The 20,601-nt window shown below is 70.1% G+C and carries 14 protein-coding genes and 1 pseudogene; 9 read left to right on the top strand and 6 right to left on the bottom strand.

What is annotated here, in order from left to right:
* Positions 1–135: 135 nt before the first annotated feature.
* From ACIP5M_RS20150 to ACIP5M_RS20125, 6 genes and pseudogenes are all read right to left on the bottom strand, one after another.
* Entirely contained in the window at positions 136–732 is a 597-nt protein-coding gene (locus tag ACIP5M_RS20150; protein WP_401198806.1) for a PspA/IM30 family protein, read from the bottom strand.
* Positions 733–763: 31 nt separating this feature from the next.
* A pseudogene (locus ACIP5M_RS20145) lies at positions 764–2,613 on the bottom strand (TPM domain-containing protein).
* A 97-nt stretch (positions 2,614–2,710) separates the two neighbouring features.
* Complete coding sequence (locus ACIP5M_RS20140) at positions 2,711–3,487, bottom strand: succinate dehydrogenase/fumarate reductase iron-sulfur subunit (RefSeq protein WP_401198804.1); 777 nt, start codon at positions 3,485–3,487, stop codon at positions 2,711–2,713.
* Positions 3,484–5,400, bottom strand: coding sequence for a fumarate reductase/succinate dehydrogenase flavoprotein subunit (locus tag ACIP5M_RS20135; protein WP_401198802.1), 1,917 nt, complete (start codon positions 5,398–5,400; stop codon positions 3,484–3,486). Before ACIP5M_RS20135 ends, ACIP5M_RS20140 begins: the two co-directional genes overlap by 4 nt.
* A gap of 1 nt (position 5,401) precedes the next feature.
* Positions 5,402–6,226: a hypothetical protein gene (locus ACIP5M_RS20130; RefSeq protein WP_401198800.1), complete on the bottom strand. Its 825-nt coding sequence runs from the start codon at positions 6,224–6,226 to the stop codon at positions 5,402–5,404.
* A 109-nt stretch (positions 6,227–6,335) separates the two neighbouring features.
* Positions 6,336–6,557, bottom strand: a complete 222-nt coding sequence (locus ACIP5M_RS20125) for a hypothetical protein (protein WP_401198798.1) — start codon at positions 6,555–6,557, stop codon at positions 6,336–6,338.
* A gap of 346 nt (positions 6,558–6,903) precedes the next feature.
* On the opposite strand from ACIP5M_RS20125, the gene ACIP5M_RS20120 reads away from it, so the two are divergent.
* The 9 genes from ACIP5M_RS20120 to ACIP5M_RS20080 all read left to right on the top strand — a co-directional run bounded on the left by ACIP5M_RS20120 (position 6,904) and on the right by ACIP5M_RS20080 (position 20,595).
* Positions 6,904–9,348 (top strand): ABC transporter family substrate-binding protein, encoded by a 2,445-nt coding sequence (locus tag ACIP5M_RS20120; RefSeq protein ID WP_401198796.1) that lies wholly within the window; start codon positions 6,904–6,906, stop codon positions 9,346–9,348.
* 343 nt (positions 9,349–9,691) lie between these two features.
* On the top strand, positions 9,692–11,596 hold the full coding sequence (gene typA, locus ACIP5M_RS20115) for a translational GTPase TypA (RefSeq protein ID WP_362594844.1): 1,905 nt from the start codon (positions 9,692–9,694) through the stop codon (positions 11,594–11,596).
* A 451-nt stretch (positions 11,597–12,047) separates the two neighbouring features.
* Positions 12,048–13,667, top strand: a complete 1,620-nt coding sequence (locus tag ACIP5M_RS20110; RefSeq protein WP_401198794.1) for an ABC transporter substrate-binding protein — start codon at positions 12,048–12,050, stop codon at positions 13,665–13,667.
* A gap of 96 nt (positions 13,668–13,763) precedes the next feature.
* Positions 13,764–14,711, top strand: a complete 948-nt coding sequence (locus ACIP5M_RS20105; RefSeq protein WP_401198792.1) for an ABC transporter permease — start codon at positions 13,764–13,766, stop codon at positions 14,709–14,711.
* Entirely contained in the window at positions 14,704–15,660 is a 957-nt protein-coding gene (locus ACIP5M_RS20100) for an ABC transporter permease (RefSeq protein WP_401198790.1), read from the top strand. The genes ACIP5M_RS20105 and ACIP5M_RS20100 overlap by 8 nt, the downstream gene beginning before the upstream one ends.
* Before the next feature lie 13 nt (positions 15,661–15,673).
* Positions 15,674–16,729 carry an ABC transporter ATP-binding protein gene (locus ACIP5M_RS20095; protein ID WP_401198788.1) on the top strand — a complete coding sequence of 352 codons (1,056 nt, stop codon included), beginning with the start codon at positions 15,674–15,676 and terminating at the stop codon, positions 16,727–16,729.
* Complete coding sequence (locus ACIP5M_RS20090; RefSeq protein ID WP_401198786.1) at positions 16,722–17,768, top strand: ABC transporter ATP-binding protein; 1,047 nt, start codon at positions 16,722–16,724, stop codon at positions 17,766–17,768. Before ACIP5M_RS20095 ends, ACIP5M_RS20090 begins: the two co-directional genes overlap by 8 nt.
* A gap of 141 nt (positions 17,769–17,909) precedes the next feature.
* Entirely contained in the window at positions 17,910–18,854 is a 945-nt protein-coding gene (locus ACIP5M_RS20085) for a GNAT family N-acetyltransferase (protein ID WP_401198784.1), read from the top strand.
* Between the two features lie 106 nt (positions 18,855–18,960).
* The gene (locus ACIP5M_RS20080; protein ID WP_401198782.1) at positions 18,961–20,595 is read left to right on the top strand and encodes an ABC transporter substrate-binding protein; all 1,635 of its coding nucleotides are present in this window, start codon (positions 18,961–18,963) and stop codon (positions 20,593–20,595) included.
* The last annotated feature ends 6 nt before the right edge of the window (positions 20,596–20,601 follow it).

The following is a 20,601-nucleotide window of genomic DNA, read 5'->3' as shown; positions in this document are numbered from 1 at the left end:
CCCCGGCGCCCGGCGCGCCCGGGCACATCCGGCCCCGCCGGCGTTCGAGGCGCGGGTCCGGGCAGGGCCCGGGGAACGGAGGAAGGGCGGGTCGGGGACGGCTCCGCGCAGCGGCGCCCCGGCCACCAGGGGGAGTCAGGCAGGCCCGCCTGACTCGAGGGTGGCGAGGCGCGCCTCGATTTCCGAGGCCTTGCCCAGGTCGTCCAGGGCCTCGAACTGTGCGTCCAGCATCGTGTTCTGCGCCTGCGCGGTCTTCGCCCGGGCCACCAGCTCGTCCCGCTTCGCCTGGAGTTCCGTCAGTTTGTCCTTCATCGACTCCAGGCCGGACTTCAGCTCGTCCACGACCACCGTCTGGGCCGCGATCGCCGGCTGCGCCGTCTGAGCCTCCCTCCCCGACTGGATCTGCCGGCCGAGCGCCACCTTCGCCAGGTGGTCGAACCTGTCCGCGTCCGCCGCGCCCGCCGCCCGCAGTTCGTCGGCCTTCCTGCTCGCGGCCCAGGCCTTGTCGCCCCACTCCGCGGCCGCCTCCACGTCCTCCTTGTGGTCCGCCTGCAACAGCCGCAGGTTGCCGATCGTCGTCGCGACCGCCTGCTCCGCCTCCGAGATGTTGTTCGAGTAGTCGCGGATCAGCTGGTCCAGCGTCTTCTGCGGGTCCTCCGCCTGGTCCAGCAGGGCGTTGACGTTGGCCTTGGCGAGCTGGGTGACGCGTCCGAGGATGGTCCGCATGCTCATGTCGGATCCCTTCCTGGTGGGGAGGACACGGTCAGAAGCGGCCGCCGCCGCCCATGCGGCCACGGGTGCCGACTCCGCCGAAGGCGCCGGGTCCCGCGCCCCCGCCGAAGGAGCCGGGTCCACCGCCCCCGCCGGAGCCGCCCCGGGAGCCGCCACCCCGCAGGAGTTCGCCGAGGATGATCCCGCCGAGCACCGCGCCGCCCCGGCCGCCGCCGGCGGAGCGGCCGCCGTACGGGTCCCGGTAGCCCCGTACGTCCTGTTCCGCCCGTTCCTGCGCCTCTCGCGCCAGCGCGTCCGCCCGCTGCGCCTGCGCCAGTGCGCCCGCCGGGTCGGATCCGGCCAGCGACCGCGAGCGCTCCAGGTGCCGCTGCGCCTCCGCCAGCCGGGTGCGGGCCTGGCTGCCGACCGCGCCCCGGCTGGTGGTGATGTAGTCCGCGGCCGCGCCGATCGCGCTGCGCGCCGCGAGCGAGGCCTGGTCGAGCAGGGCCGCCGCCCGCTGCCGGCCCGACTCCCGCTCCCGCGCACCGGCCAGGGCCGCGTCCAGGGCCGCGTCGGCCTCCTCCACGCGCCGCAGGGCGTCGAGCGGGTCGTACCGGCCGGCCTCCTGCTCCTGCCGTACGCGGGCCACTACCGCCTCCGCCCGGCCGATCCGGCCCTGGAGATCGGCGGGGGACACCTCCGCCGGCGTCCCGCTCAGCAGACCGCGCGCGTCGGCGAGGTCGGTGTCCGTCTCGGTCAGGGCGCCCGGCAGCTTGCCGGCCGCCTCCGCCAGCTCCTGCGCGCGCCGCTCGACCGCGTCGACCAGGGTCGCGGCCTGGTCCACCGCGCCCTCGGCGGCGCGTACGTGCACGGCCGCCCTGCCGTTGTCGCCGCCGTCCAGGGCCGCGCGGGCCTCGCCGAGGTGCGTGGTGGCGAACAGCAACCGGTCCTTGGCCCGTTCCGCGTGGGAGGCGACCGGCGCGGCCGCGGAGTCCGCGTACCGCCGCGTCAGCGCGGTCAGGGTCGCCTCGGCCGTCGTGGTCCGCCCGGTCAGCTCCCGGAACTGCGCCCCACGGTCGCCAGCGCCTGCGGGGCGTTCTTCTCCAGGTCCCGCAGCCGGTCGAAGTCCGCCGACCGGGCGTCCAGCCGCCGGTTCGCCTCCGTGCACCGGGCGACGATCTCGTCCAGCATCCGGCGCCGCGCCGCGTCGTCCTCCGGGTGGGCGTCGTCGAGCTGCTGCCTCAGCCGGAAGGCCTGAGTCAGCTCGCCCTTCGCGTACTCCACCGCCTCGGTGAAGGGGGACACCGCCTCGTCGCCGAACTGGGCGGAGGCGAAGCCGAGTTCCTCGGTGCTCGTGCGGACGGAGTCGTCGGTCTCCACCAGCAGCGTCTTGGCCCGGGCGTCCAGTTCCGGCAGCGGCAGCCGGTCCGGTGCCCCTTCGGGCCAGCCCGGCCCGGTCGTCGTACCGCGGCCGGCGGCGCCGATCACGGCCTCCCTGCGCTTGCGGCGGCGGTACGCGTACGCCCCGAACGCCCCGGCCGCGCCGACCGCGACGACCGGCAGCACGTAGTCCCCGGCGCCGCCCGACCCGTCCCCCTCGCCGCCGGGATCGGCCGGGCCGGGGGTGATGGCGGGCACGGGCACGGGCAGCCCGCCGTGCACGGCGTCGTAGCCCCGGGCCGCGCCGATGGCGACGCCGGCCCAGTCGTTCTGCCTCAGGGCCGGCTCGATGGCGGTCCGGGCGACGGCCGCCTCGCGGTCGCCGAGCGCCCCGACCCGGTCGGTGATCTGCCCCTGCTGCGACAGGGTGACGGGATCCTCCGCCCGTGCCGGCGGCGCTCCGGCCAGGCCCCAGCCGCCGAGCGCCAGCAGCCCGGCGGCCAGCGCGAGCCCGGCCCGTATGCGCGTGTCGCTTCTCGTCCTACTTCTCGGCGGGATCACATGGGGGAGGGTATGGGCGGTTTTGCCACCCCGCACCCGGAGTGATCACCGCCCGCCCCTACGGGGTCTCGGTGCGCCGCCGGATCTTGTTGCCCAGCCACACCAGCGGGTCGTACTTGCGGTCCACCGCCCGTTCCTTCAGCGGGATCAGGGCGTTGTCGGTGATCTTGATGCCCTCGGGGCAGACCTCCGTACAGCACTTGGTGATGTTGCAGTAGCCGAGCCCGTGCTCCTCCTGGGCCGCCCGCTTGCGGTCCAGGCCCGCCTCCGACGCCGCGTCCAGGGGGTGCATGTCCAGCTCCGCCACCCGCATGAGGAAGCGCGGGCCCGCGAAGGCGGTCTTGTTCTCCTCGTGGTCACGCACCACGTGGCAGGTGTCCTGGCACAGGAAGCACTCGATGCACTTGCGGAACTCCTGCGAGCGCTCCACGTCGATCTGCTGCATCCGGTAAGCGCCCGGCGCCACCCCCGCCGGCGGGACGAAGGCCGGGACCTCGCGCGCCTTGCGGTAGTTGAAGGACACGTCCGTCACCAGGTCGCGGACGACCGGGAAGGCCCGCAGCGGGGTGATCGTGATCGTCTCCGACCGCTCGAAGGTGGACATGCGCGTCATGCACATCAGCCGGGGCCGGCCGTTGACCTCCGCGCTGCACGAGCCGCACTTGCCCGCCTTGCAGTTCCAGCGCACCGCCAGGTCCGAGGCCTGGGTGGCCTGGAGCCGGTGGACGATGTCCAGGACCACCTCCCCGTCGTGCACCTCGACCGTGAAGTCCCGCAGGTCCCCGCCCTCGGCGTCGCCCCGCCAGATCCGGAAGCGTGCGTCGTAGGTAGTCACTGGAAGAGCTCCTCTTCGGCGAGGTACTTGGCCAACTCTTCCTTCTCGAACAGCGCGAGCAGGTCGGGTCGGATGGGGTCGGTGCGGGTCCGGACCAGGGTGATCCGGTCGGCCGCGGGATCCGCCGGGACCGGGTCGACGGGACGGCACAGCAGGTTCACCGGGCGCCAGTCGCGCTCCATCGCCGGGCAGTCCTCGCGGGTGTGCCCGCCCCGGCTCTCGGTGCGCTCCAGGGCCGCGCGGGCCACGCACTCGCTGACCAGCAGCATGTTCCGCAGGTCCAGCGCCAGGTGCCAGCCCGGGTTGAACTGCCGGTGCCCCTCGACCCCGGCGCGCGCCGCCCGTACGCGCAGGGCGGCCAGCTTCTCCAGGGCCTCGGCCATCTCGCCCTCGCGGCGGATGATGCCGACCAGGTCGTTCATGGTCGTCTGGAGCTCCTGGTGGAGGGTGTACGGGTTCTCCGCCCCGTCCTCCGCGTGGAAGGGGGCCAGGGCCTCCTCGGCCGCCGCGTCGATCGCGGCCTGGGTGACCGCGGGGCGTACGCCGGCCCCGGAGGCGTACTGCGCCGCGTGCAGGCCGGCCCGGCGGCCGAAGACCAGCAGGTCGGAGAGGGAGTTCCCGCCGAGGCGGTTCGAGCCGTGCATTCCGCCCGCGACCTCGCCCGCGGCGAAGAGCCCCGGAACGCCGACCGTCGCGGCGGTGTCCGAGTCGACCGCGATGCCGCCCATCACGTAGTGGCAGGTCGGGCCGACCTCCATCGGCTCCGCCGTGATGTCCACGTCCGCCAGCTCCTTGAACTGGTGGTACATGGAGGGCAGCCGCCGCCTGATCTTCTCCGCCGGCATGCGCGTGGAGACGTCCAGGAAGACCCCGCCGTGCGGGGACCCGCGGCCGGCCTTCACCTCGGAGTTGATGGCCCGGGCCACCTCGTCGCGCGGCAGCAGCTCGGGGGGACGCCGGTTGTGGTCCGGGTCCTCGTACCAGCGGTCGCCCTCCTCCTCCGACTCCGCGTACTTCTCCTTGAACACGTCGGGGACGTAGTCGAACATGAACCGCTTGCCCTCGGAATTGCGCAGCACCCCGCCGTCGCCGCGCACGGATTCGGTGACGAGGATGCCCTTCACCGACGGCGGCCAGACCATGCCCGTGGGGTGGAACTGCACGAACTCCATGTTCAGCAGGGGTGCGCCCGCGAGCAGGGCCAGCGCATGGCCGTCGCCCGTGTACTCCCACGAGTTCGAGGTGGTCTTGAAGGACTTGCCGATCCCGCCCGTGGCCAGGACCACCGCCGGGGCCTCCAGGACGAAGAAGCGGCCGGTCTCGCGCTCGTAGCAGAAGGCCCCCGAGACCCTCTCCCCGTCCTTCAGGCTGCGGTCTTTCAGGACCCGGGTGACCGTGCACTCCTGGAAGACCTTGAGCCGGGCCTCGTAGTCCCCGTACTCCTTGAAGTCCTCCTGCTGGAGCTGGACGATCTTCTGCTGGAGGGTGCGGATCAGCTCCAGGCCGGTGCGGTCCCCCACGTGCGCGAGGCGCGGGTACTCGTGCCCGCCGAAGTTGCGCTGCGAGATCTTCCCGTCGGGTGTGCGGTCGAAGAGCGCGCCCCAGGTCTCCAGCTCCCAGACCCGGTCCGGGGCCTCCTTCGCGTGCAGCTCCGCCATGCGCCACTGGTTGAGGAACTTGCCCCCGCGCATCGTGTCGCGGAAGTGGACCTGCCAGTTGTCGCCCTCGTTGACGTTGCCCATGGAGGCGGCGATCCCGCCCTCCGCCATGACGGTGTGGGCCTTGCCGAAGAGGGACTTGCAGATCACGGCCGTACGGGCGCCGCGCTCGCGGGCCTCGATCGCGGCCCGCAGCCCGGCGCCGCCCGCGCCGACCACCACGACGTCCCACTGCTGCCGTTCCACTTGAGCCATCTCAGAAGATCCTCGGGTCGGTGAAGGCGCCGCTGGCCACCAGGTACACGTAGAAGTCGCACAGGGCCACGCTGATCAGCGAGGCCCACGCCAGCAGCATGTGGCGGGCGTTGAGCCGGCTGACCCAGCCCCACAGCCGGTAGCGCACCGGGTGCTTCGAGAAGTGCCTGAGCTTGCCGCCCATGATGTGGCGGCAGGAGTGACAGGACAGCGTGTAGGCCCAGATCAGCACGATGTTGACGACGAACAGCAGCGTCCCGAGGCCCATGTGCCCCCACGCGTAGTGCTCGTCGCGGAAGGTCAGCACCGTGTCGTAGGTGAGGATGCCCGCGACCGGCACCGCCGCGTAGAAGAAGTACCGGTGCATGTTCTGGAAGACCAGCGGGAAGCGGGTCTCACCGGTGTACGTGGCGTGCGGCTCGGCGACGGCGCAGGCGGGCGGTGAGGCCCAGAAACCCCGGTAGTAGGCCTTGCGGTAGTAGTAGCAGGTCAGGCGGAAGCCGAGCGGGAAGACCAGGATCAGCAGCGCGGGGGACAGGCCCCACCAGCTGCCGAAGAGGTCCCAGTTGGGGCCGCCGCGCATCTCCTGGCAGTTCTCCGCGAGGCACGGGGAGTAGAACGGGGAGACGTACGGGGCCGCGTAGTAGTCGGCGTTCGCGAAGGCCCGCCACGTCGAGTAGACGACGAAGGCGAGCAGCCCGGCCGCGGTGCCGGCGGGGGCCAGCCACCACCGGTCGGTCCGCAGGTGCCGGGCAGCGATCGCGGCCCGGGAGGCGTCGTGGACGCCGCCGGGCCGCTGCTGGGGTGGTTGTGTTCCTGTGGCCAAAGGGGACTCCGGGTGGAGTGATGAGGGGTGGCCCAGGAGGCCCGGCCGCGTACGGCCGGGCCTGATGGGTTCAGCGGGGTCGGATGGCTGCGCCGGGACGGCTGCCGGGTCAGGGGGCGCGGCGGTCGCGTGCGCCCAGGCCCTCGTCGTCGGTGTCCGTCCACAACGCGTTGTCGTACGGGGTGTCCGGGATGGTCACCATCCGGGACGGGTCCGGCGCCGCGGCCGGACTCGGCTTCTGGCGCCGGGCCTGCTGTTCCAGCTGCTCGACCTTGCGGGTCAGCTCGTCCAGGTTGCGCCTCACGGCGCTCAGGTCGTCTTGCAGGGACATGATTTGCCCTCACTTCCGCGGGGTGCGGTGGCAGCGCTCATGTGCGCCTGCGAGTGTCGCGCTTCGCGTCCCCGGTTGTGAAGGGACGTGCAGCGATTGCGGGCGCGCAGGCGTGAACTGTGCGCCCCTCCCTGCCCCCCATTCTCATCCCTCTCCCGGGGGAACGCCCGTCGGCGCGCAAGCGGGATTGGTCCGCACGGGTGGGGTTCGCGGCGTGGCGTGAGGCTGCTGCGGGGGGCACGGCCGCGTGTCGATTTCAGTGGGTTCCGGCACCCGGTGTGATCAGCTCCATATACCGCCGAACGTGATCATGCTTCCCCCACGCCCCGCCCCGGAGGTACCACCCATGTCCCAGAGAAGGCGCAGGTCCTTGGCGCTCCTGACCTCGGGAGTCCTCGCACTGCCGCTCCTCACGGGCTGCGGCGCGGGCGACGACGAGGGAGGCCCGGTCGCCGCCGGCCAGGACATCGCGACGACGGCCCGCGACAAGGTCGCCGACGGGGGTGTGCTGCGCTGGGCGGTGGACAGCCTCCCGGAGACCTTGAACACCTTCCAGGCCGACGCGGACGGCACCACCAGCCGGATCGCCGGGGCCGTCCTGCCCCAGCTGTTCGTGCTCGACGCCAAGGGGCGGCCGGTGGCCAATCCCGATTACCTGGAGAAGGCCGGGATCGTCGAGCGGGAGCCCAAGCAGGTCGTCCTGTACAAGCTGAACCAGCAGGCGGTGTGGAGCGACGGCCGGGAGATCGGCGCGGCAGACTTCGTCGCCCAGTGGCGGGCGCTGAACGGCAAGGACTCGGCGTACTGGACGGCCCGCAACGCCGGGTACGAGCGGATCGAGAAGATCGAGCGGGGCAAGACCGACCTGGAGGTCAAGGTCACCTTCGCCAAGCCGTACTCCGACTGGCGGTCCCTGTTCACCCCGCTCTACCCCAAGCAGGTCATGGGCACCCCGGACGCCTTCAACGAGGGGGCCCGCGGCACCCTCAAGGTCACCGCCGGGCCCTTCGGCCTCGGGGCGATCGACAAGAAGACCGGCACCGCCGCGCTGACCCGCAATCCGCGCTGGTGGGGCCGGCCGGCGAAGCTGGACACGATGGTGCTGACGGCGGTGCCGAGGGCCGACCGGCCGGCCGCGCTGGCAGCCGGGAAGCTGGACCTGGCGGAGATCGACCGCGCGGGCGCCGACCGGATCGCGCTGGCCCACCGGGACGCGGCCGCCCAGGGCGGCGGCCGGGGCGCTCAGGGCGACCGGGCCGGCCAGGGCGTGGTGGGCTCCGGCGGCGCCCCGGCGCCGGGTCCGGGCGCCGCGATGACGCCGGCCGAGGCCACGCTGTCCTGGGCCACCGCCTTCGGCGCGGACGAGGCCAAGGCGGCGGCGGAGAAGGAGAACCGGCTCAAGCACGCCGAGGCGGTGAAACGGTACGCCGACGAACAGAACGCCCTGCGGGCCTTCACCGTGCGCAAGTCGCTGGAGCCGGCCTACACCCAGCTGGCGATGAACGGGGCCTCCGGCCCGCTGGCCGACGAGCGGGTGCGCCGGGCGGTGGCCCGGGCCCTGGACCGCAAGGCGCTGGCCGAGATCGTACTGAAGCCGCTCGGCCTGCCCGCCAAGCCGGTGGGCAGCCATCTGGCGCTGGCCGGGCAGCAGGCGTACGCGGACAACAGCGACGCCCTCGGCGGCCAGGACACCCAGGCGGCCCAGGCCCTCCTCGCGGACGCGGGCTGGCGCCGCGGCGGCAAGCTGACCGAGCCGCCGGCCGCCAAGGCCGGCCCCGAGAGCGCCGAGGGCGGCCAGGACGACGGGAAGACCCCGTCCGGCCCGGGCACCGGCAACGACGGCCTGTACATCGTGGGCCAGGACGACGAGCGCAACGGCGACCACGGCGGCACGCACGGCAGCCGCCCCGAGGGCCCGGAGGGCCACAGCGGCGACGGGGTCCTGGCGGGGCTCCCGGTGGACGGCCCCGACGGCGAGATCGTCGACGCCGACGCGTTCGCCGGGGCGGCCCGGGACCTGCTCTCCCCGGTGCTGGCCCCCGCCCCCTTCGCGGCCCGGCAGCAGGCGTCCCTGCTCGCCCAGGCCGCCGCGGCGGGCCCGCTGGGCACCGCGGACTCCGCGGCCGCCGACGACGGCAAGCGCGGCCCGGCCCTCGACGGCGAGGGCGCCGAGTCCGCCAAGCCCTCCGCACCCCCGGCGAAGCAGGCCGTCCGCACCTCCGGATCCATGCTGGCCAAGGACGGCAAGGCGCTGAACCTGCGCTTCGTCCTTCCCGCCGGACCCGGCTCGGAGGCCCTGCGCACGGTCGGCGAGCGGATCGCCCTGATGCTCCGGAAGGTCGGGGTGAGCACCGAGATCACCAAGGTGGCCGACGAGAGCTTCTTCAAGGACCACATCGCCTCGGGCCAGTACGACCTGGCCCTCTACTCCTGGCCGGCGACCGCCTACCCGGCGACCGACGCCCGCCCGATCTTCGCCAAGCCGGAGCCGGCCGCGGACGGCTCGCTCCTCGTCGAACAGAACTACACCCGGGTCGGCACCGACCACATCGACCAGCTCTTCGACCAGGCGCTGGGCGAGCTGGACGAGGAGCAGTCCCGGGAGCTGATGCGCAAGGCGGACGCCCGGATCTGGGCCGCCGCCGGATCCGTCCCCCTCTACCAGCGCCCGGAGCTGGTGGCCGTCAAGCCCGCCCTCGTCAACGCGGGCGCCTTCGGCCTCGGCGCCCCCCGCTACCAGGACATCGGCTGGAAGAAGCCGCCGAGCGCCAACGACAAGGCGAAGAAGTAGCGGCCGCACAGGAGAAGACAATGTGGTGACAAAGCGGGGCCTGTCAGGTTGACCCGCGGGTCACAACCTCAGATGTGACTCAATTCGCTTGCCCGCCGGATTCCCGGCGGGCAAGGTCGTGGACACCCGTTGACCCGCATGAACACCGGTACGACCGGCGGCCCGCGCACCCCACCCCGCGCGGGCCACCACTCATTCGTCCGGCCTCTTGACAGACCCCCCGGCAGGCAGTTCCCGCCACGCGACGTACCATGGGGTAAGGCCGTGGCAGGTTTTCGCCCGGTCGAGGCGCGCGTGCCGGACCGTACGCGACGCCATCCACGATCCCGGGAGAAGCGCCGAAGTGCCCACGCGCCACGACATCCGTAACGTCGCCATCGTCGCCCACGTCGACCATGGCAAGACGACCATCGTCGATGCCATGCTCAAGCAGGCCGGTGCCTTCGCCGCCCACCAGCAGCTCGACGACCGCATGATGGACTCGAACGACCTGGAGCGTGAGAAGGGCATCACGATCCTCGCCAAGAACACGGCGGTGAAGTACCACCCCAAGGACGGCGGGGCCCCGATCACGATCAACATCATCGACACCCCCGGCCACGCCGACTTCGGCGGTGAGGTCGAGCGCGGTCTGTCGATGGTGGACGCCGTCGTTCTGCTGGTGGACGCCTCCGAGGGTCCGCTGCCCCAGACCCGCTTCGTCCTGCGCAAGGCCCTGCAGGCGAAGATGCCGGTCATCCTGTGCATCAACAAGACGGACCGCCCGGACTCCCGGATCGACGAGGTCGTCAACGAGACGTACGACCTCTTCCTCGACCTGGACGCGGACGAGGACCAGATCGAGTTCCCGATCGTCTACGCCTGCGGCCGTGACGGCGTCGCCTCGCTGACCAAGCCCGAGGACGGCACCGTCCCCGCGGACAGCGACAACCTGGAGCCGTTCTTCTCCACCATCCTCGAGCACGTCCCGGCCCCGGTGTACGACGAGGAGGCCCCCCTCCAGGCCCACGTCACCAACCTGGACGCCGACAACTTCCTCGGCCGCATCGCGCTGCTCCGCGTCGAGCAGGGCGAGCTGCGCAAGGGCCAGACGGTCGCGTGGATCAAGCGCGACGGTTCGATCTCCAACGTCCGCATCACCGAGCTGATGATGACCGAGGCGCTCACCCGCAAGCCGGCCGAGGTGGCGGGCCCGGGTGACATCTGCGCGGTGGCCGGTATCCCCGACATCATGATCGGCGAGACCCTGGCGGACCCGGAGAACCCGATCGCCCTGCCGCTGATCTCGGTGGACGAGCCGGCGATCTCCATGACCATCGGTACGAACACCTCCCCGATGGTCGGCCGCGGCGGCACCGGCAAGGGTGCGGACGCCAAGTCCGCGGTCAAGGACCGCAAGGTCACCGCCCGCCAGGTCAAGGACCGTCTGGACCGCGAGCTGATCGGCAACGTCTCGCTGCGCGTCCTCGACACCGAGCGTCCCGACGCCTGGGAGGTCCAGGGCCGTGGTGAGCTCGCGCTCGCCATCCTGGTCGAGCAGATGCGCCGCGAGGGCTTCGAGCTGACCATCGGCAAGCCGCAGGTGGTCACGCAGGAGATCGACGGCAAGGTGCACGAGCCGGTCGAGCGCATGACGATCGACGTCCCCGAGGAGCACATGGGCGCCGTCACGCAGCTCATGGGTGTCCGCAAGGGCCGCATGGACAACATGTCGAACCACGGCTCCGGCTGGGTGCGCATGGAGTTCGTCGTCCCGTCCCGTGGCCTGATCGGCTTCCGTACGGAGTTCCTGACGAACACCCGCGGTACGGGCATCGCCCACTCGATCCACGAGGGTCACGAGCCGTGGTTCGGCCCGCTGGTCACCCGCAACAACGGTTCGCTGGTCGCGGACCGCGCGGGTGCGGTCACGCCGTTCGCGATGATCAACCTGCAGGAGCGCGGTGTCCTGTTCACCGAGCCCGGCACCGAGGTGTACGAGGGCATGATCGTCGGCGAGAACTCGCGCTCCGACGACATGGACGTGAACATCACCAAGGAGAAGAAGCTCACCAACATGCGTGCGGCTTCCGCGGACAACACGGAGAACGTGATTCCGCCCCGCAAGCTCTCCCTGGAGCAGTCCCTGGAGTTCTGCCGCGACGACGAGTGCGTCGAGGTGACCCCGGAGGCCGTCCGCATCCGCAAGGTCGTCCTGGACCAGAAGGAGCGCTCGCGCACCGCGTCGCGCGCCAAGTCCGCCAAGTAGTACCCGGCTTCGTCCCAGTCGCCGCTAGGGCGGCGGCCGGGTTGGCCGAAAGATCGCAGAGCGCAGCAGCCCCTCCCTTCACGGAGTCCGTGAAGGGAGGGGCTGTTCGCTTTTGTCAAGCGGATTGTTGCGTTCTGGTGTCCGCATACCGACCGTGACGCACCGGAAGTTGAGCTAACAGTCCGTTTCGCACGTGTCTGTCTCCTATCCGTTTGTCCGGATTTCGGGTTTTCGACATGCGGCGATGTTGTGAAAACGAGACCACTTAAGTGTGGTTTACGGTCTGGGCGTCCCTGAGGATGGCTCCATTGAGCTCGGGTCAATGGGTCACGCGCTGTGGGGAGCGCCGACTCACGAGCACACACGATGGGGCCGGAATTCGCTGTCAGGGGTGTCAGCGGGCGCCGGGCCCTTCACGTATCGACAGTGACTCCTGAGGAGGCAATTACCCATGCGCGGAGCAACGAGCGCCAAGTGGGTCGTGGGTGCCGTCATCGTGGCGATGGCGGCTACGGCTTGTGGTACCGGCAGCGACGACGCCAAGAGCGGCGGCGGCAACATCACCGTCCAGCTCGGCGAGCCGCAGCACGGCCTGGTGGGCCAGAACACCGCCGAGTCCGAGGGCGCCGAGGTCCTGAACGCGGTCTTCACCGCGCTGGTCTCGTACGACAACAAGACCAACGAGCCGCAGCTGGCCGCTGCCGAGTCCATCACCACCACGGACTCGAAGACCTGGACCATCAAGGTCAAGGACGGCTTCACCTTCCACAACGGCGAGAAGCTCGACGCGCAGTCGTTCGTCCGTGCCTGGAACTGGGGCGCCAACCAGGAGAACGCAGCCGAGGGCATGCCGTTCTTCTCGAAGATCGAGGGCTCGGACGAGCTGGCCCCGGGCAAGGACAAGAAGCCCACCGCCAAGGAGCTCAAGGGCCTGAAGATCGTCGACGAGATGACCTTCACCGTCACCCTGAAGGAGCCGTTCTCCCAGTTCAAGACGATGCTGGGTTACAACGCCTTCTACCCGCTGCCGAAGGCGTTCGAGGCGGACCCGAAGGCGTTCGGCGAGAACCCGATCGGTAACGGCCCCTTCCAGATGGACGGTGCCTGGGAGCACAACAAGCAGATCAAGGTCAAGCGGTACGACAAGTACCCGGCCGAGGGTCGCGCCAAGCTCGCGGGCGTCACCTTCAAGATCTACGACAACCTGGACACCGCGTACAACGACCTGCGCGCCGACTCCATCCAGATCACGGACAAGCTCCCGGTCTCGGCGATGGCCAGCGTCTCGCAGGAGTTCGGCGACCGCTACATCTACAAGCCCGAGTCCGGCGTCGGCTACATCGGCATGCCGATCGCGCAGAACCCCGAGGCGTTTGGCAAGGTCGAGATCCGCAAGGCGATCTCGATGGCGATCGACCGGGACGCGATCACCAAGACCATCTTCAACAACACCCGCAAGCCGGCGGACGACTTCGTCAGCCCGATCATCCCGGGCTACCGCAAGGGCGCGCTCGGCGAGGCCGGCACGTACAACCCGACCAAGGCGAAGGAACTCTTCACCCAGGCGGGCGGCGTCCCCGGCAACAAGATCGAGCTCGGCTACAACGCCGACGGCGGCCACAAGGAGTGGATCGAGGCCGTCGCCAACCAGCTGAAGACGAACCTGGGCGTCGAGGTCACCGCCAAGCCGTTCACCAAGTTCGGCGAGATGCTGGACGACCTGGGTGCCTCGAAGTACAAGGGCGCCTTCCGTATGGGCTGGGTCATGGACTACCCGGCCATGGAGAACTACCTCCGTCCGATCTTCTCGAAGGTCGCGATCGAGAACGGCTCCAACTACGGCCACTACGTGAACGAGGAGTTCGAGACCCTCCTCGACAAGGCCGACAAGTCCGCTGACGCCGCCGAGGGTCAGAAGCTGTACCAGCAGGCCGACGACATCCTCGTCAAGGACCTGCCGTACATCCCGGTCTTTACCTACATGTCTTCTTCGGCCTACTCCAAGACCGTGAAGAACGTCGAGGTCGACGCCCAGGGCCGCATGGACCTGGCCAAGGTCGAGCTCAACTAACACCCCTCTTCACACTTAAGGGGAACCCGGGGGCGGGCAGGCGGAATCAGGTTTCCGCCTGCCTGCCCTTTCCCCCTGCTCTTTGCTGGAGGTCTGATGGGCCGCTACCTCATCCGCCGACTGATACAGGCGATCCCTGTACTCCTCGGTGCCACATTCCTGATCTACTTGCTCACCTTCAAGATGCCGGGCGCCGACCCGATCCAGCTGCTCGCGGGTGAGAAGAAGGCAGACCCCATCGTCTCGGCGATGCTTCGTCAGAAGTACCACCTCGACGACCCGTTCCTTCTGCAGTACTGGAACTACATCACCGGCGTCCTCCAGGGCGACCTCGGTGAGACCCTGACGGGCCGCAAGGTCATCGACATGTTCTCCGAGGCGTTCCCCTACACGGTGAACCTCGCCCTCGTCGCCTTCGTCATCGAGGCCATCGTCGGCGTCCTGGCCGGTGTCATGGCCGCCCTGCGCCGCGGGAAGTTCCTGGACCAGCTGGTCCTGATCTCCACCCTGATGGTCATCTCCATCCCGGTCTTCGTCACCGGCTTCGTGCTGCAGCTGACCCTCGGCGTCCAGCTCAAGAACAGCTGGGGCATCGACTTCTTCCCCGTCTCCTTCAACGAGCACGACGGCATCCGCGCCTACCTGCTCCCGGCGTTCGTGCTCGCCTCCACCTCCCTCGCGTACGTGGCCCGGCTGACGCGCACCAGCCTCATGGAGACGATGCGCGCCGACTACGTGCGCACCGCGACCGCCAAGGGCCTGCCGCGCCGCCGCGTCGTCATGAACCACGCGCTGCGCAACGCGCTCATCCCGATCGTCACCTTCCTCGGCGCCGACCTCGGTTCGCTCATGGGCGGCGCGGTCATCACCGAGCGGATCTTCAACATCCACGGTGTCGGCGGTCTGCTCGCGAAGTCCGTCTACCTCAAGGAAGGCGCGGTCGTCGTCGGCGGTGTGACCATCCTGGTCCTCGTCTACCTCATCGCGAACCTTCTCGTGGACCTGCTCTACGCCGTGCTCGACCCGAGGATCCGCTATGCGTGACACAACTACGGTGGAGGACTCGATGACCGACACCCAGCTCGCCGGAGCCTCCGCCGGCGCCGCGGCCCCCGAGGGCGACGGCAAGAAGAAGAAGGAGCGCGAGGCCAGCCTCTGGTCCGACGCGGTCAGCGACCTGCGCCGCAACCCGGTCTTCATCATCGGTGCGCTCCTCGTCCTGTTCATGCTGGTCGTGTCGGCCGTACCGAGCCTGTTCACCTCCATCGACCCCTTCGCGGCCGGCTCCTGCCAGCTCGGGGACTCGCTGAAGAAGCCCAGCGCGGACCACTGGTTCGGCTTCGACATCCAGGGCTGCGACGTGTACGCCCGTACGGTGTTCGCCGCACGCAACTCCGTGATCGTCGGCATCGTCACCACCGCGCTGGTGATCATCGTCGGCGGTTCGCTCGGCCTGCTGGCCGGCTGGGTCGGCGGGATCACCGACAGCATCCTGTCCCGCTTCACCGAGATCTTCTTCGCGATCCCGCTGCTGCTCGGCGGCATGCTGATCATGTCCGCCCTGCCGGGCAACGCCTGGACCGTCTCGATCGTGCTCGCCACCCTCGGCTGGCCGCAGATCTTCCGCATCATGCGGTCCTCGGTGCTGCAGAACAAGAACAACGACTACGTGGTCGCCGCCCGCGCCCTCGGAGCCGGCACCATGCGCATCACCCTGCGGCACATCCTGCCGAACGCCATCGCCCCGGTCATCGTGGTCGGCGCGATCAGCCTCGGTGTGTACATCTCCGCCGAGGCGGCCCTGTCGTACCTCGGCATCGGTGTCCAGCCCCCGCAGATCTCCTGGGGCCTGATGGTCAGCGACGCTTCGGTCCGCTGGCTCCAGGCACCCCACGTGCTCCTCTTCCCGGCCGCCGCGCTGAGCATCACGGTGCTCGCGTTCATCATGGTCGGCGACGCGGTGCGCGACGCCCTCGACCCGAAGCTGCGCTGAGGAAGGGCGTACGTTGACCATCATCGACAAGACCTCGAACGTCCCCGCGCCCCGCTCGGCGCCGGAGGGGACCCCCCTGCTCGAAGTGCGCGACCTGCACGTCGAGTTCCACACCCGCGACGGAGTCGCCAAGGCGGTCAACGGTGTCTCGTACTCCGTGAACGCCGGCGAGACCCTCGCCGTCCTCGGCGAGTCCGGCTCGGGCAAGTCCGTGACGGCGCAGGCCATCATGGGCATCCTCGACATGCCTCCGGGCAAGATCCCGCACGGCGAGATCCTGTTCCAGGGCACCGACCTGCTCAAGCTCCCGGCGGAGGAGTTCCGCAAGGTCCGCGGCCAGAAGATCGCCATGATCTTCCAGGACGCGCTGTCCTCGCTGAACCCCGTCCACACCGTCGGCGCCCAGCTCGGCGAGATGTTCCGCGTCCACCGCGGGATGTCCAAGAAGGACGCCACGGCCAAGGCCATCGAGCTCATGGACCGGGTGAAGATCCCCGCCGCCAAGGCGCGCGTGGGTGACTACCCGCACCAGTTCTCCGGCGGTATGCGCCAGCGCATCATGATCGCCATGGCGATGGCCCTGGAGCCCGACCTGATCATCGCCGACGAGCCCACCACGGCTCTCGACGTGACGGTCCAGGCCCAGGTCATGGACCTGCTCGCGGAGCTCCAGCGCGAGATGAACATGGGCCTGATCCTGATCACCCACGACCTCGGCGTCGTCGCCGACGTCGCGGACAAGATCGCCGTCATGTACGGCGGCCGGATCGTCGAGAACGCCCCGGTCCACGAGATCTACAAGCGCCCCGCGCACCCGTACACCCGCGGCCTGCTCGACTCGATCCCGCGCCTGGACCAGAAGGGCCAGGAGCTCTACGCGATCAAGGGCCTGCCGCCCAACCTGCTCAACATCCCCTCGGGCTGCGCCTTCAACCCGCGCTGCCCCAAGGCACAGGACATCTGCCGTACGGACGTTCCCGTCCTGCACCAGGTGACCGAGCAGGACGGCACCGAGCTGCCCGGCCGCGGCAGCGCGTGCCACTTCTGGAAGGAGCAGATCCATGGCTGAGCTCACCAAGCCCAAGGGCGAGCCGATCCTCCAGGTGCGCAACCTGGTCAAGCACTTCCCGCTGACCCAGGGAATCCTGTTCAAGAAGCAGGTCGGCGCGGTCAAGGCCGTCGACGGCGTCTCCTTCGACCTCTACCGGGGCGAGACCCTCGGCATCGTCGGCGAGTCCGGCTGTGGCAAGTCCACCGTCGCCAAGCTGCTGATGAGCCTGGAGAAGGCCACCGCCGGCGAGGTCTTCTACAAGGGCCAGGACATCACCAAGCTGTCCGGCAAGGCCCTCAAGGTCGTCCGCCGCAACATCCAGATGGTGTTCCAGGACCCGTACACCTCGCTGAACCCGCGCATGACGGTCGGCGACATCATCGGGGAGCCCTTCGAGATCCACCCCGAGGTGGCTCCCAAGGGCGACCGGCGCCGCAAGGTCCAGGAGCTCCTGGACGTCGTGGGCCTGAACCCGGAGTACATCAACCGCTACCCGCACCAGTTCTCCGGCGGCCAGCGCCAGCGCATCGGCATCGCCCGCGGCCTCGCGCTCAACCCGGAGATCATCATCTGCGACGAGCCGGTCTCCGCGCTCGACGTGTCGGTGCAGGCGCAGGTCATCAACCTGATGGGGAAGCTGCAGGACGAGTTCGACCTGTCCTACGTCTTCATCGCGCACGACCTGTCGATCGTCCGGCACATCTCGGACCGCGTCGGCGTCATGTACCTGGGCAAGATGGCCGAGATCGGCTCCGACGCCGAGATCTACGAGCACCCGACCCACCCGTACACCCAGGCGCTGCTCTCCGCCGTCCCGGTCCCCGACCCGGACGCCCGCGAGGGCCGCGAGCGCATCATCCTCACCGGTGACGTGCCCTCCCCGGCCAACCCGCCGTCGGGCTGCCGCTTCCGCACCCGCTGCTGGAAGGCCGAGGAGAAGTGCGCCACGGAGGAGCCGCTGCTGGCGATCCCGACGCGCTTCCAGGGTGCCGACACCCCGGCCGCGCACGAGTCGGCGTGCCACTTCGCGGAGGAGAAGGCCGTCCTGGCCGTCTGACCCCGAAGAGCCGTAGGGCGTTCCAGGGCGCCCGGTACCGAAGTCTCCGGTACCGGGCGCCCTGCCGTTTTTCCGCAGGGCCTGGAGGCGCTTGCCGAAAGGGAGTTGCACGCGCGTCCCGCGCCCCCGGAGACTCGGCGGATGCGAGAAACGCACCCGCTGACCGTTCGGCCCGCCGGACCCGGGGACGCGTCCGACATCTGCGCCCTGCTCAACGCCGTCGACGTGATCGAGACCGGCCGCCCCGACACCGACCTCGGTACGGTCGAGGCGGACCTCAACCACCCCGGCACCGACCTGGCCACCGACTCCTGGCTCGCCTTCCAGGACGGCCGGCTCGTCGCCTGCGCCCTCGTCTGGACCGACTCCGGCCCGGGCGGCGTCGACGGCGACCACTACGTCCTGCCCGCCCACCCGCAGGCTGCCGTCCGGCTGCTGGAGCTCATGGAGGGCCGGGCCCGCGAGCTGGCCGCCGGGGCCGCGCAGGGCCGGCTGCGGCTCCGGCTCAACATCGAACCCACCCTCGACCTCTCCCTGCTCACGGCGCGCGGCTACCGCGCCGTGCGCCGCCACCACGTCATGACCCGCGCCCTCGCCCCGGCAGCCGACCGCGCCCCGGCCCCTCCTCCCGGACTGACCCTGCGCCACTGCGGCACCGACGAGGCCGACCGGCGCCGGGCCCACGCCCTGGTCGAGGAGACCTTCGCGGCCCACTTCGGGCACGTGGAGCGCGCGTACGAGCCCTGGCTCGACCACCTCGACGCCCGCACGCTCGACTGGTCCCTCGTGTGGATCGCCTCCCTGCCCGGCGAGGGCGACGTGGGCGTCCTGCTCACCCGGGACGACCGTACGACCATGGGCTGGCTCAGCCGCATCGGCGTACGGGAGGACCTGCGCGGCCGCGGCATCGGGGGCTACCTGCTGCGCCACGCCTTCGCCGTCTACGCCGCCCGCGGCCGCGACACCGTCGGCCTCGGTGTGGACACCGGCAACGAAACCGGCGCACTCGCGCTCTACGAGGCGCACGGCATGCGCCTGCACCACGCCATCGACACCTGGGAGCTGCCTTTGCACCCGCAGGGGTGACAGCGGCGTGACGGGCGGGTGCAATTGGGGCAACCGGGAGTGTGTGAACCCGCACTTGGGGTGACAGTGACCCCAAGCGAGTCCCGGGACCCTAGGAGGCACTCCCATGCGCGGAGCCACCCACGCCAAGTGGGCCGCATGTGCCGTGGCCGTCGCCCTCACGGCGACGGCCTGCGGCGGCGGCGACAGCGACAGCGGCGGGGGCGGGGGCGGCGCGGCGATCGTCAGCTCCTCGTGGGGTGACCCGCAGAACCCGCTGGAGCCGGCCAACACCAACGAGGTGCAGGGCGGCAAGGTCCTCGACATGCTCTTCCGGGGCCTGAAGCGGTACGACCCCAAGACCGGCGAGGCGAAGAACTTCCTCGCGGAGAAGATCGAGACGACCGACAGCCAAAACTTCACGATCACGCTGAAGGACGGCTGGAAGTTCAGCAACGGCGAGCCGGTCACGGCCGAATCCTTCGTCAACGCCTGGAACTACGCGGCGGACGTGCGCAACAAGCAGAACAACGCACCGTTCTTTGCGGACATCGTCGGCTACGAAGCCCTGCACCCGACCGCGGGCGAACCCAAGTCCAAGACGATGACCGGCCTGGTCGTCAAGGACCCCAAGACCTTCACCGTCGCGCTGAAGCAGAAGTTCTCCACCTGGCCCGAGACCCTCGGCTACCAGGCCTTCTCCCCGCTGCCCAAGGCCTTCTTCGACGACCACGCCGGCTGGCTGAGCAAGCCCGTGGGCAACGGCCCCTACAGGGTGGAGTCGTACACCAAGGGCACCGGCATGAAGCTGCGCACGTGGGACGGCTACCCCGGTGAGGACAAGGCGCAGAACGGCGGCGTGGACCTCAAGGTCTACACGGACAACAACACCGCCTACACCGACCTGATCTCCGGCAATCTCGACCTCGTCGACGACGTCCCGGCGCAGCAGCTGAAGAACGTACAGAACGACCTCGGCGACCGCTACATCAACCAGCCGGCCCTCATCATCCAGACCCTCACCTTCCCGCTGTACGACCCCCAGTGGAACAAGGAGGGCATGGAGAAGGTCCGCCGCGGCATCTCCATGGCGATCAACCGCGACGAGATCACCAAGCAGATCTTCCGGGACACGCGCACCCCGGCCAAGGACTGGACCTCACCCGCCCTCGGCGACAAGGGCGGCTTCGGCTCCACGCTCTGCGGCGACGCCTGCAGGTACGACCCGGCCGCGGCCAAGAAGCTCATCCAGGAGGCCGGCGGGCTGCCCGGCGGCAAGGTCACCCTGACCTCCAACGTCGACACCGGCTCGCACCGCGACTGGATGGACGCCGTCTGCAACAGCATCAACAACGCGCTGGGCGAGGGTCCGTCCTGCACGGTCAACCCCATCGGCACCTTCGCGGACTTCCGCAACCAGCAGAGCTCCTTCAAGCTGACCGGCCCCTTCCGCTCCGGCTGGCAGGCCGACTACCCCCTGATCCAGAACTTCCTGCAGCCGCTGTACTACACGGGAGCCTCCTCCAACTACGGGAAGTTCAGCAGCCCGGAGTTCGACAAGCTCGTCGACGAGGCCAACCAGGAGAGCGACCCGGCGAAGGCGATCACCAAGTTCCAGGACGCCGAGAAGATCCTCGCCGAGCAGATGCCGTCCATCCCGCTCTGGTACCAGAACGGCAGCGCCGGCCACTCGGAGCGGCTCTCGGACGTCGAGCTCAACCAGTTCAGCGTCCCGGTCTACAACCAGATCAAGGTGGGCTGACCGCCC

It is taken from the genome of Streptomyces sp. NPDC088762 (assembly GCF_044750905.1).
GTDB lineage: Bacteria > Actinomycetota > Actinomycetes > Streptomycetales > Streptomycetaceae > Streptomyces.
Note: the sequence above shows the minus strand (reverse complement) of the source record. Positions and strands in the feature narration are given on the sequence as shown.